The organism is Streptococcus sp. 20925_1_22 (assembly GCF_041431685.1).
Taxonomy (GTDB): domain Bacteria; phylum Bacillota; class Bacilli; order Lactobacillales; family Streptococcaceae; genus Streptococcus.
The window spans coordinates 282,731-295,895 of record NZ_JAPVYE010000004.1; the positions used below are offsets into that span (position 1 = coordinate 282,731).

General features: G+C 45.8%; 11 protein-coding genes. 9 read left to right on the forward strand and 2 right to left on the reverse strand.

Annotation, left to right across the window (positions count from 1 at the left end; translation table 11 throughout):
• Nucleotides 1–2: 2 nt before the first annotated feature.
• The gene (locus O3621_RS07365; protein ID WP_371514003.1) at nucleotides 3–968 is read right to left on the reverse strand and encodes a LacI family DNA-binding transcriptional regulator; all 966 of its coding nucleotides are present in this window, start codon (nucleotides 966–968) and stop codon (nucleotides 3–5) included.
• Nucleotides 949–2,403 carry a sucrose-6-phosphate hydrolase gene (locus O3621_RS07370; protein WP_371514004.1) on the reverse strand — a complete coding sequence of 485 codons (1,455 nt, stop codon included), beginning with the start codon at nucleotides 2,401–2,403 and terminating at the stop codon, nucleotides 949–951. The genes O3621_RS07365 and O3621_RS07370 overlap by 20 nt, the downstream gene beginning before the upstream one ends.
• A 196-nt stretch (nucleotides 2,404–2,599) precedes the next feature.
• On the opposite strand from O3621_RS07370, the gene O3621_RS07375 reads away from it, so the two are divergent.
• The 9 genes from O3621_RS07375 (at nucleotide 2,600) to cbiB (ending at nucleotide 13,158) form a co-directional block, all read left to right on the forward strand.
• A complete protein-coding gene (locus O3621_RS07375; protein WP_371514005.1) occupies nucleotides 2,600–4,486 on the forward strand; it encodes a sucrose-specific PTS transporter subunit IIBC in 1,887 nt (628 codons plus the stop codon).
• A gap of 159 nt (nucleotides 4,487–4,645) precedes the next feature.
• Entirely contained in the window at nucleotides 4,646–5,545 is a 900-nt protein-coding gene (gene scrK / locus O3621_RS07380) for a fructokinase ScrK (protein WP_371514006.1), read from the forward strand.
• Nucleotides 5,546–5,591: 46 nt separating this feature from the next.
• Entirely contained in the window at nucleotides 5,592–6,002 is a 411-nt protein-coding gene (locus tag O3621_RS07385; RefSeq protein WP_371514007.1) for a peptide deformylase, read from the forward strand.
• A 78-nt stretch (nucleotides 6,003–6,080) separates the two neighbouring features.
• Complete coding sequence (locus O3621_RS07390) at nucleotides 6,081–6,416, forward strand: hypothetical protein (protein ID WP_002903845.1); 336 nt, start codon at nucleotides 6,081–6,083, stop codon at nucleotides 6,414–6,416.
• A gap of 174 nt (nucleotides 6,417–6,590) precedes the next feature.
• The gene (locus O3621_RS07395) at nucleotides 6,591–7,049 is read left to right on the forward strand and encodes a MarR family winged helix-turn-helix transcriptional regulator (RefSeq protein ID WP_371514008.1); all 459 of its coding nucleotides are present in this window, start codon (nucleotides 6,591–6,593) and stop codon (nucleotides 7,047–7,049) included.
• Complete coding sequence (locus O3621_RS07400; RefSeq protein WP_371514009.1) at nucleotides 7,042–8,808, forward strand: ABC transporter ATP-binding protein; 1,767 nt, start codon at nucleotides 7,042–7,044, stop codon at nucleotides 8,806–8,808. Before O3621_RS07395 ends, O3621_RS07400 begins: the two co-directional genes overlap by 8 nt.
• The gene (locus tag O3621_RS07405; RefSeq protein WP_371514010.1) at nucleotides 8,798–10,555 is read left to right on the forward strand and encodes an ABC transporter ATP-binding protein; all 1,758 of its coding nucleotides are present in this window, start codon (nucleotides 8,798–8,800) and stop codon (nucleotides 10,553–10,555) included. The genes O3621_RS07400 and O3621_RS07405 overlap by 11 nt, the downstream gene beginning before the upstream one ends.
• 292 nt (nucleotides 10,556–10,847) lie before the next feature.
• Nucleotides 10,848–12,206 (forward strand): cobyrinate a,c-diamide synthase, encoded by a 1,359-nt coding sequence (locus O3621_RS07410; protein ID WP_371514011.1) that lies wholly within the window; start codon nucleotides 10,848–10,850, stop codon nucleotides 12,204–12,206.
• Nucleotide 12,207: 1 nt separating this feature from the next.
• The gene (gene cbiB / locus O3621_RS07415) at nucleotides 12,208–13,158 is read left to right on the forward strand and encodes an adenosylcobinamide-phosphate synthase CbiB (protein WP_371514012.1); all 951 of its coding nucleotides are present in this window, start codon (nucleotides 12,208–12,210) and stop codon (nucleotides 13,156–13,158) included.
• Nucleotides 13,159–13,165 lie beyond the last annotated feature (7 nt).

Consider the following 13,165-nt stretch of genomic DNA (forward strand, 5'->3'; position numbering starts at 1 on the left):
TTTCAAACACTCTTACCAGGCAAGAGACTGACTGGCAGAAAATAGCCAGTTGTTTGAACTTCTTGGCCGGCTATCTTTTTGAGGAGTAGGTCTACAGAGAGACGGGCGATGTCTTTCAGCGGTTGCTTGATCGTTGCCAGCTGCGGGTAGTAGTTCTCTACAAAGTAGGTGCCGTCATAGCCAATGATTTTCAAATCTTCAGGAATCTGGATGTTCAGCTCCTGTGCCACCTTCATAATTAAAATGGCTGTCAGATCGTCTGAAGTAAAGATAGCATCTGGCTTCTCATGAGTCAAAATGTGCTTGATTTCCATTTCCTTGCGGACGGGTGAAAAATCACTGGAAACATTGATAATCGGTGCGTCCGGCAGGACGGAAGCGAAGCCAGCGTGGCGCAGGCCGGTTGGCGAGTTGGAATTGTCATTGCCGGTTATCATGATGATGTTTTGTGCCCCAGCCTTGACCAAGGTCTGAGCCGCCAGCACTCCGCCACCATAGTTGTCTGAGGAGACGACAGGGATATCCGGAGAAAGATTGCGGTCAAAGGCAATGATTGGAGCAGTCACGCGATTGTAGTCCTCAATGCCTAGATTGTGGCTGCCAGAAATGATGCCGTCCACCTGATTGGCTTCCAGCATCTCAAGGTATTCACGCTCCTTATCAGAGTCATGCTCACTATTGCAGATGATGGTTTTATAGCCTTGTTTAAAGAGTTCATGCTCCAGCTTACCAATCAATTCTGCATAAAAGACATTGCTGATATTAGGGAAAATGAGTCCAATTAGCTTGGCTGATTTACCTTGGAGGCTACGCGCCAGATTGTTAGGCTTGTAAGCCAACTCTCGCATGGCTGCCTCGACCTTGGAAATCGTTTTGTCAGATAAGTAGCCTTTTCTGTTGATGACGCGGGAAACAGTTGTGGGGCTGACTCCTGCCAGTTTTGCTACATCAGTTAGCTTTGCGACCATAATCTAATTCATAGTAAGTACCGGTTGGATTGCCCTTGGTAATAGCAATACCTGTCTGGTCTTCTCTTGGGAAGACACGGCCGGAAAATACTTTCTCTCCTTTATTGATGAAAATTTCAAAAATCGATTTATCGATGAAGATAGTAGCACTTGTGGCTTCTTTGTCAATATTACAGCTTCGGCTGGTTCCAAAGTCCAGAGCAAATGGCTCACCAGCCTGACTGCGGTCAACGGTCACTTGACCTGCCTTGAGGTCGAAGTTGATGCGTAACCCCTTGCCATCCTTGTCCGCAAAGAGGACGATTTCGTGTTCAGTGTCTGCAGCGAGATTCAACTCTAGTTCGTAGCTATTCTTGCTTTCTACCAAAGCAGCGAAAGGTTGTTCCTCTGCTCGCAAATTCTTGATAGCAGGCACGGGGTATTGATAGAGCTTGCCGTCTTTCAGGGTTAATTCCTTGATGAGAGAGAAGGCCCCTTGATGGTCGAAGCGGTCAGATGGGTATTCCACATCAGGCAAACCTAGCCAGCTGACAGCGAGTGCACGGCCGTCAGGCGCGTTAAAAGCTTGGGTCGCGTAGCAGTCGAAGCCGTAGTCCAAATTTTGGATAGGGCTAGGATTAATCATAGCAGCTTTGTTTGTGTCAAACGATTGACCTATTTTATACATGTTTGGATAAATGTTGCCATAATCCAGCACGTCCTTGGACAAACCTTGAGGGCAATAGAGCAGGATTGGCTGGTCGTTGATAAAGACTAGATTAGGACACTCCATCATATAGGATGTCTTGTCATTGGTGAAGTCCAAATTGCCGACGACTTCCCAGTTGGTATAGTCGTTATCAACAGCCTTGTACAGCTTGACATAGCCTTGTTTGTTTAGATTTTGTCCTCCGACGATAGCATAGAATTGTCCTTTGTAGTTGAAAATCTGGGGATCGCGGAAGTGGTCAGTCGCTTCAGCAGGTTGTTCAATCAAGACCTTGTCAATTTTTTCCAGCTTACCTGATTTATCTAACAAGGCACCGATTTGATAAGGATGACGCACCCAGTTCTCATCACGAACATTGCCAGTGTAGAAGAGAAAGAGCTTGTCGTCAAACTGCATGGCAGAGCCAGAGTAGGCACCGTGGCTGTCCAGAGCAGTATCTGGCAACACCCGAAGGCCAGTTTCCTTGAAGTGGACTAGGTCATCGCTTTCCATCTGGACCCAGCACTTGAGGCCGTGAGCTGCTCCGAAAGGAAAGTTTTGGTAGAAAACCACCCACTTGCCGTCGAAATAAGAAAAGCCATTGGGGTCATTGAGCAGACCAGTCTGAGGCTCCACATGGTAGTTAGCCCGCCAAGGAGATTTAGCGATGTTTTCTTTGATATGCTGTAGTTCTTCCTGAGTCCAGTCTTCATAGCGTTTGTAGCGTTTTTCAGTCGTCCAAGCCAATCTTTTGTCCTCCGAATCATATTATTTCTTATTACTATAGTAAACGTTTTCCGATGAAAAATCAACATTTAACAGTGAAAAAATATTTTTTCTGCAAAACGCTTGACATATTTTTGAATCATGGTAAAATAATATTCGTAAAGATGATAAAATCGCTTTCAAAAAGTTAAAAATATTTATAAGGAGATTTTTGCAAATGAATAATACTGACATTGCAAAAAAAGTCATCGAAGCTCTTGGCGGACGTGAGAATGTCAACAGTGTGGCTCACTGTGCGACTCGCTTGCGCGTGATGGTTAAAGATGAGGGTAAAATCGACAAAAATACTGTCGAAAATCTGGAAAAAGTTCAAGGTGCCTTCTTTAACTCAGGCCAGTACCAGATTATCTTTGGTACCGGTACGGTTAATAAAATCTATGACGAAGTTGTAGCCTTAGGATTGCCAACTTCATCAAAAGATGACATGAAAGCAGAAGCTGCTAAGCAAGGGAATTGGTTCCAACGCGCCATCCGTACATTTGGTGATGTATTTGTGCCAATCATCCCAGTTATCGTAGCGACAGGTCTCTTCATGGGTGTGCGTGGACTCTTGAACGCTCTTGGAATGACGCTTCCAGATGATGTGAAGACCTATACAGAAATCCTTACGGATACAGCCTTCATCATCTTGCCAGGCTTGGTTGTTTGGTCAACCTTCCGCGTATTTGGTGGAAATCCAGCTGTTGGTATCGTCCTTGGTATGATGCTGGTGTCTGGCTCGCTTCCAAATGCTTGGGCAGTAGCATCAGGCGGCGAAGTGACTGCTATGAAATTCTTTGGCTTCATCCCGGTTGTTGGTTTGCAAGGTTCTGTTCTTCCAGCCTTCATTATCGGGGTTGTTGGAGCTAAGTTTGAAAAAGCTCTCCGCAAGGTTGTGCCAGATGTCTTGGATCTCTTGGTGACACCGTTCGTTACACTTTTGGTAATGTCTATCCTTGGACTTTTCGTCATCGGACCAGTATTCCACGTTGTTGAAAACTACATTTTGTTTGGAACAAAAGCAATCCTTGCTTTACCGTTTGGTTTAGGTGGTTTGGTGATTGGTGGAGTTCACCAATTGATCGTCGTGTCAGGTGTTCACCATATCTTCAACTTGCTTGAAGTACAATTGCTTGCTGCGGACCACGTTAACCCATTCAATGCTATCATCACTGCAGCTATGACAGCTCAAGGTGCTGCAACCGTTGCTGTTGGTGTGAAAACTAAAAATCCTAAACTAAAAACTCTTGCTTTCCCAGCTGCTCTTTCTGCCTTCCTTGGTATTACAGAGCCAGCTATCTTCGGGGTTAACTTACGTTACCGCAAACCATTCTTCCTTTCATTGATTGCTGGTGCAATTGGTGGTGGTTTGGCATCTCTCCTTGGACTTGCCGGTACTGGTAATGGTATCACTATCATCCCTGGTACAATGCTTTACATCGGTAATGGACAACTCTTACAATATCTCCTTATGGTAGCTGTATCATTTGCGCTTGGTTTTGCATTGACTTATATGTTTGGTTTTGAAGATGAAGAAACTGTAACTGAAGCAGCTGTAACTGAAAAACTGGTCGAAGAAGAAACAACTGGTAATGTGCCAGCTTCCCTCCAAGACGAAACAATTATTTCTCCAATTGTTGGTCAGGCAGTAGCTTTGAGTGATGTTGATGATCCTGTTTTCTCTAGCGGAGCGATGGGACGAGGAATTGCTATCAAACCTAGCGAAGGTGTAGTTTATGCTCCGGCTGATGCAGAAGTTACGATCGCTTTTGCGACAGGCCATGCCTATGGTTTGAAGACAGCTAATGGTGCTGAAATTCTGATTCACGTCGGAATTGATACAGTGTCTATGAATGGCGAAGGTTTTGACCAAAAGGTTGCTCAAGGCGACAAGGTCAAAGCTGGTGATGTTCTGGGAACATTTGAAGCTGAGAAAATTGCAGCCGCTGGTCTGGATGATACGACTATGGTCATCGTTACCAACACAGCTGATTACGCTTCTGTGACTCCAGTAGCAGAAGGAGCACTTGCTAAAGGTGACGCAGTTATTGAAGTGAAAGCCTAATGGAATTTAGAAAACGAACAAATCAGCTTTTGTTCGTTTTTTATGTCATAAGTACAGTCTTGTTGAAAAAGCTTTAAAAAGACTGTTTTTGGCAAGAAGTCTGCAAGAGATATGCTATAATGAATAGAGTAAAAATCAAATGTTAAAAGAGGATTTATAATGACAAAATTGTATGGAAGTTTGGAAGCGGGCGGCACTAAGTTTGTCTGTGCTGTAGGCGATGAACGGTTTGAAGTTGTTGAAAAGACACAGTTTCCAACGACCACGCCTATTGAAACGCTAGACAAGACGATTGAGTTCTTTTCTCGTTTTGACAATCTAGCTGGTCTGGCTGTTGGTTCTTTCGGACCGATCGATATTGACCCTAACTCAAAGACTTACGGCTTTATCACGACTACACCTAAGCCGCACTGGGCTAATGTGGATATTGTTGGCGCTCTGCGTCGGGCTCTCAATGTGCCCATTTACTTCACGACGGATGTCAATAGTTCAGCTTATGGTGAAGTAGTAGCCCGCAACAATGCTGGTGGCCGTATTGAAAATCTGGTCTATTATACGATTGGGACAGGAATCGGTGCTGGCGCTATCCAGCGAGGCGAATTTGTAGGGGGGACAGGCCACCCAGAGATGGGACATTATTATGTAGCTAAGCACCCTATGGATGTGGAAAAAGAGTTCAATGGCGTTTGTCCTTTCCACAATGGCTGTTTGGAAGGATTGGCTGCTGGGCCAAGCTTAGAGGCACGGACCGGAGTTCGTGGGGAAAACATTAAACTCAATAGTTCCGTCTGGGATATTCAAGCTTACTATATCGCTCAGGCGGCTATTCAGGCGACAGTGACTTTCCGTCCAGATGTCATCGTCTTTGGTGGCGGTGTTATGGCTCAGCAGCACATGCTGGATCGGGTTCGTGAGAAATTCACAGTTCTTCTGAATGGTTATTTGCCAGTTCCTGATGTCCGTGACTATATCGTGACACCGGCTGTGGCTGGAAATGGCTCCGCAACACTGGGCAACTTTGTACTGGCTAAAGAAGTTAGTGAGCGCCACACAAAATAAACTTATAGGGTCTGATTTATCAGGCCCTTCTCTATGAGGAAAAACAATGGAAAAAGCAATTGTCAAAGATATTTTCTTCCTGCAGCAGGCATCAGAGCAAGCTAGTAGAGAAGACCTTTATCTGGCTCAAGATTTGCAGGATACTCTGCAGGCCAATCGAGAAAACTGTATAGGGCTCGCAGCCAATATGATTGGCGTCCGTAAGCGGGTCATTATCTTTCTATATGGCTTGGTGCCGGTAGTCATGTTTAATCCGGTGTTGCGCTCTAAATCTGAGCCTTATCAGACAGAAGAGGGCTGCCTGTCCTTGGTTGGAAGCCGTCCCACTCAACGTTATCAGGAAATCACAGTCGATTATCTGGATAAACATTGGCAGCAGCAGACCATGACCTTGAAAGGCCTGCCTGCCCAAATCTGCCAGCATGAATTGGATCATTTGGAAGGGGTTATCATTTAGAAAAATTTGACAAAATTGCAAAAAATGTCTAAAATTAGAGATAATTAGCAGAATAATATTGAAGGAGGCAAGATGTAAATGAAAACAAAAACTTTAGCACTGATAAGCGGTCTGGTTGGTTTGATTGGAGGGACTATTTTGCTGCTCTCGAATATCTTTTTTGTTCCTTTTTCAGCCCTACTAGGTGATTCTGGCCTGAATTTACTGGGAGCGGTGATTAAATTGGCAGCTCTGGGCTTGGGAATTACTTCCTTGGCTTATTACAAAGGTCAAATGCGTTTCAGTGTCGCAGCGGGCGTCCTCCTTATCGTCGGAAGCAGCAACATCGCGCCCATTCCATTTATAGGCTGGATTGCAGGCATTCTCCTTATCATTGGAGGGGCTCTATTCCTCGCTTCTTCTTCAAAATTTTAATGCGGGACCAATCAATTTTTAGGCTGTTTGTCAGTTTGAAAGGAAGGGTGAAGAAATTTTCTTCGCTTTTTTTCTTGTTGAAAAAATAGTTCTCATGGAAACTTTTTTCTTGACTTTCTTTTTTCTTGTGTTAAAATAGTTCTCACGAAAACTATTTTTACAAAGGATACAGGTATGGATAAGCCTTTACTGGAATTGAAGCGTTTTGGACGAAAGATTCATCTCATAGCGGAAAAGCTTGCCAAGGAGCAAGGGATTGAGTCCATGGCTGGGCCTCAGGGGCAGGTCTTGCATATTGTCGCCTGTCGTATGGAAGAGGGGAAGGATACCCTTATCAAGGATATTGAGCAGGAGTTGGATATTTCCAAATCGGTGGCCTCTAACTTAATGAAAAGGATGGAGAAGAATGGCTTTATCAAGCTGGAAATGGGCAAGACAGACAAGCGGGCTAAATATATCCGTCTCACTCCGCAGTCGCAGGAAAGAATGAAGAAAATCCGTAACTTTTTTGATGAAATGGACCGTGCTATTTTGAATGGTGTTTCTGAGCAAGAACTGCTGATTTTTTCACAAGTCATGACCAAGTTTTATCAGAATATCGAAAGTTTAGAAAATGGAGGAAAAGATGTTTAAGTTATTTAAACGGCTGACGGTAAGGGAAGTGAGCATGATTGTTCTCAGTGTGCTCTTCACCTTCCTAACGGTATATCTGGAATTAGAAGTTCCAACCTATATTTCGACGATTACAGAGTTGCTGCAAACACCAGGGACTGGTTTGGCAGATTTGTGGGAGCCAGGTCTGAAAATGATCGGCCTGTCTTTTGCTAGCTTGCTGTCAGCTATTGTGGTTGGCTTTTTTGCCGCTCGTATAGCAGCCAGCTTTACCCAGAGCTTGCGGAGCGATATTTTCAACCGTGTGCTAGACTATTCGCAGACGGAGATTAAGAAATTTTCAATCCCTAGTCTGCTGACTCGGACGACAAATGATATTACCCAGGTACAGACCTTAATTACCATGGGGCTTCAGGTGGTGACAAGGGGACCGATTATGGCGATTTGGGCCATGACCAAGATTATTGGCAAGTCCGAGAACTGGCTGATAGCAGTTCTTATTGCTGTTATAGTCAATATCCTGCTGACAGTAGTTTTGGTGACATTGGCCTTTCCCAAACAGTCAGTTGCGCAACGCTTGGTCGATAAGCTAAACAGTGTCACTAGAGAGAGTCTGACTGGGATTCGCGTGGTCCGGGCTTACAATGCTGAGGATTATCAGGATGAGAAGTTTGCGGCGGCCAATGATGAAGTAACCCGACTCAATCTTTTCATCGGTCGTCTGATGGCCATGATGAATCCAGTTATGATGGGGATTTCCAGCGGCTTGACACTGGCGATTTACTGGATTGGTGCTTATTTGATCCAGGAGGCTGGACTGCAGGAGCGTCTCCCGCTCTTCAGTGATATGGTCGTCTTTATGTCCTATGCTATGCAGATTGTGATTGGGTTCTTGCTCATGGGTGCCCTCTTCATCGTCCTGCCTCGGACCATTGTATCGGCTGGCCGGATTAATGAAGTACTGGACCTGCATTCTTCTATCACCAGTCCCGAACATCCAAAGGCAGCAGCGGATAGCAAGGGAGAGGTGGTCTTTCGCGATGTGTCCTTCCGCTATTCCAAGAATTCAGAAGCAGTCATTGAGCATGTTAGCTTTACAGCGCAGGCTGGTGATACCGTAGCCTTTATCGGTTCAACCGGTTCAGGGAAATCCACGCTGGTCAATCTCATTCCTCGTTTCTATGATGTGACTGAAGGAGAGATTCTGGTAGATGGTGTCAATGTTCAGGATTACCAGCTGGAAGACCTGCATAATAAGGTCGGCTACATCCCGCAAAAGGCTGTGCTTTTCTCTGGCGATATTGAGAGTAATCTGGACTTCGGTCAAAGCAAAGAAAGCCCACTGGATGAGCAGAAAATGTGGGATGCTCTTGATCTAGCGCAGGCTAAGCCCTTTGTCCAAGAGAAGGAAAAAGGGCTCGAGTCAGAAGTGGCTCAAAGCGGGACCAACTTCTCTGGTGGTCAGCGTCAGCGTTTGGCCATTGCCAGAGCCTTGGCTCGTAAGCCAGAAATCCTCATCTTTGACGATTCCTTCTCAGCCCTAGACTATAAGACAGACCGCATTTTGCGTAAGGAACTGGCTGAGCGGACGCAGGATATGACCAAGCTGATCGTAGCACAGCGGATCTCTACCATCATGGATGCGGATCAAATCTTGGTCTTGGATGCTGGTAAGGTAGTCGGTCAAGGTACTCACCGAGAACTTTTGGCCAGCAACGAAGTCTATCAAGAAATTGCTTACTCACAACTATCCAAGGAGGAATTAGAAAATGGAAAATAAGAAGCCTTCATTATTTAGCCAGATAAGGCCTTATCTCAAAGGCTTCCAGCTTCCTCTTGCTTTGGCATTTGTGGGAGCTGTCTTGTCAAACATTATTACGGTCTATGGGCCAAATAAATTAAAAGAAATTACCAACCTCATCTCTGATGGTCTGGCTACCAGCATTGATTTGAAAGCTGTGTCTCAGATTGCCCTTCTGCTGACCGTGCTCTATGCAATCGGAGCCCTGCTCAACTATGGTCAGTCCTTTATCATCAGTACGGTTATCCAGTATTTCTCCAAGCGGCTGCGGACGGCCATTGCAGAGAAGATAAACAAGCTGCCGTTGGGCTATTTTGACGGTCATTCTCAGGGGGATACTCTGTCGCGCGTGACCAATGACGTAGATACGGTCGGCCAATCCCTCAACCAGAGTCTGGGGAATGTTATCTCTGCCAGCTTGCTCTTGGTGGCTGTGGTCTTGACCATGTTCTTCATGAACTGGATCTTGGCCTTGGTAACCATCTTGGCTACTGTATTAGGCTTTGTCTTTGTCGGTCTCATCATGGGCAAGTCTCAGGGCTATTTCACCGCCCAGCAAAACGATCTGGCGGCTGTCAACGGTTATGTAGAGGAAATGTACTCCGGTCATAATGTCGTTACCAGCTATAATGCTATTGAGCAGTCTAAGGAGCGCTTTGCAGTTCTCAATCACAATCTCTATAACAGTATTTGGAAGTCTCAATTTATCTCTGGCATGATGATGCCGCTCATGTTCTTTACGGGGAATTTTGCCTATGTGCTGGTTATTTTGGTCGGTGCTGCTCTGGCAATTAATGGCTCTATTAGCATCGGAATTATTGTCGCCTTTATGGTTTATGTGCGGACCTTCTCTCAGCCATTGTCACAGATTGCTCAAGGTATCACTGTCTTGCAGCAGGCTGGTGCAGCACTGGTTCGTGTCCTTGAATTTCTGGCTGAGCCTGAGATGGAAGACGACCAGTATAAAGAGCGGCAGCTTGCTGCTGTCAAGGGAGATGTTGCCTTTGAAGATGTCTTCTTCGGTTACAAGCCAGACCTGACGATTATTCATGATTTCTCAGCCCAGGCCAAAGCCGGACAGAAGATTGCCATTGTTGGCCCAACGGGTGCTGGTAAGACGACCATTGTTAATCTGCTCATGAAGTTCTATGAAATTGACAAAGGGCGTATCAGCATTGACGGTATAGATATTAAGGATATGAAACGCTCCGAGGTTCACGATGCCTTTTCAATGGTCTTGCAGGATACCTGGCTCTTTGAGGGGACGATTCGAGAAAACTTGATTTATAATCAGGAGCATGTCACGGATGAAGCAGTTGTTGCTGCAGCGAAGGCGGTCGGTGTTCATCACTTTATCATGACTCTGCCGCAGGGCTATGATACAGTGCTGGATGACACGGTCAACTTATCGGTTGGTCAGAAGCAGCTGTTGACCATCGCTCGTGCTCTGTTGAAAGATGCGCCGCTCTTGATCTTGGATGAGGCAACTTCGTCAGTCGATACGCGGACGGAGGAGCTGATTCAAAAGGCTATGGACAAACTCATGGAGGGCCGGACTTCCTTTGTCATTGCCCACCGCCTGTCTACTATCCGTAATGCGGATCTTATCTTGGTCATGCGCGATGGAAATATCATCGAGCAGGGCAACCATGATGAACTCATGGATCAGAATGGCTTCTATGCGGACCTCTATAATAGTCAATTTGTAGAGGAAGATGCAAGTTAATACTCAAATAAAACATCAGGAATGTTCCTTTTCCTGATGTTTTTTTAAATTTAACAGAATTGTAAAAATTGCTCAGTTTTCAGCGAAAACGCTCTAAAACACTGACTTTCTCCGCAGATGCTCTAGGAAAAACTTGACAGCTTTTGTCATTTATATTAAAATAAATTTAATATAAGAACTGAAAACGAACACAACGGAGTGTTTGAACTACATATAAGTGAGCAACGGTGCTACAAAAAATGAAACTTCTTTTTTGTAGTGCTTTTTTTATCAGTGAATCTGGAGTAAAGCGATGAAGCAATTTATGCTGGCTGGTGTTTCCAGCGGTGTTGGAAAGACTACAGTTACCCTAGGGATTTTGAAAGCTCTGGCAGACAGAGGTTATCAGGTCCAGCCTTATAAGATAGGACCTGATTATATTGATACAGCTTATCATAGTCGGATTACCAAGCGGCCTTCACGGAATGTGGACAGCTTTATGATACCGGACGATCAGAGTCTGGCTTGGTCCTACTATAAATGGCATGGAGATGCTGATGTGGCAGTGGTCGAAGGAGTCATGGGGCTCTTTGATGGTCTGGGAACAGACAAGGACTGTGCGTCTTCTGCTTCTGTTGCTAAGAAGCTGGGCATTCCGGTTGTCTTGATTATCGATGGGAAAGCGACATCCACCTCAGCGGCTGCTATGGTCCATGGTTTTGCGACTTTTGATCCCGATTTGGATATTGCTGGGGTCATTATCAATCGGGTGGCTTCACAGACTCACTTTGAACTTATCAAGGGCGCCATTGAGCGTTACACGGATGTCGAAGTGCTGGGTTATCTGCCTAAGAATGCGACAGCAGAACTGCCATCGCGCCATCTGGGTCTAATCCCAGACGTAGAAATGGATGATTTAGACCGTCGATTTGAGGACTTGGGAGCGGCAGCAGCCAAGCATATAAATCTAGACAGACTGCTGGAAAAGGCAGAACTGCCCGATAAGCAGATGACTAATCCTTTTCATATTCGCAATGACCAGTCCTTGACTGTGGCTTATGCCTTGGATGATGCTTTCCACTTTTACTACGAAGATAATCTAGACTTTTTAAGAGAGCTCAATGTCCAGCTGGTGCCTTTCAGCCCTCTGAAAGATAAGGCACTCCCAGCTGCAGATGCTTATTATTTTGGCGGCGGTTTTCCAGAAGTCTACGCTCAGGAGCTGATGGCAAATACTGATTTCCGAACTTCGGTTAAGAAAGCTCACGAGCAGGGCCGGCCAATCTACGCAGAATGCGGCGGTCTCATGTATCTGGGAGAGTTGATGGAAGTAGAGGGTCAGGTCTATGAAATGGTTGGCATTTTCAAGGGCAAGAGCCTGATGACTCCCGGACTGAAAAGCTTTGGCTACTGCCAAGCAGAAACGCAGATAGACAGTCTTTTTGGTCCTAAAGGTACGTCGGTCAGAGGACACGAGTTTCATCATTCGGTCTTTGAGACGGAGGAAGATACGGTCCTCAAGCTAGAGAAGGTCAGAGACGGTCAGGTCGTAGCTGCCTGGACAGGCGGTTATCAAAAGGGCCGGACCTTTGCCAGCTACCTGCATGTTCATTTTTATCAGGACGAGCAGCTGCTAGCCAACTGGCTGAACTATATCAAAGAGGCGAACTGATATGACACTCATTGCAATTTTTTTGGCCGTCTTGCTGGACTGGCTGATTGGCGACCCCTATAGCTGGCCTCATCCAGTCAAGTGGATAGGTTCCTATATTTATCTATGCATGCGCTTGCAGGAGAAAAGGCAATTTTCGCCCTATCTATTTGGCTTTTTCCTCTGGCTGACAACAGTTGGACTGGCGCTGGGAGTTAGCTACGGGCTACTCTGGCTGGCTGGTCTGGTCCATCCCGTCCTCTATTGGATCGTCTGGATCTATCTGGCCTATGCCAGTCTGGCGACTAAGAGTCTAGCTTTTGAGGCCCAAAAGGTTTACCATAGGCTCAAGTTTGGCACTTTGGAAGAAGCTAGAAAGCAAGTTGGCATGATTGTCGGCCGTGAAACGTCCCAGCTGACACCAGAGGAAATCAGTAAGGCGACGATTGAGACGGTGGCTGAAAATACCAGTGACGGGGTTATCGGTCCTCTGCTCTGCCTCTTTCTAGGCGGCCCCATCTTAGCCATGACCTATAAGGCCATCAACACCTTGGACTCTATGGTGGGCTATAAGACGGAGAAATACCGCAAAATCGGTCTCATATCTGCCAAGATGGATGATCTGGCCAATCTGATTCCTGCGCGTTTGACTTGGCTTTTCTTGATTCTCAGCAGTCAGATTTTACTGCTAGATTTCAAGGGGGCGTTGCGAATTGGCTGGCGGGATCGCTACCAGCATGCCAGTCCCAACAGTGCTTTTTCGGAGGCAGTTGTAGCTGGAGCTCTGGGCATTCAGCTGGGCGGACCGCATGTCTATCACGGAGAGCTGATTGAGAAGCCGATCATTGGAGAGGCTTCCAGACCGGTTGCGGCGGATGATATTCAGACGGCTATCTCTCTGCTTTATACAAGCACCATGACAGGTTTAATCTTGTTCACTCTTTTTTATTTAGTAAAGCAAGCATATTTCTAGGAGTATA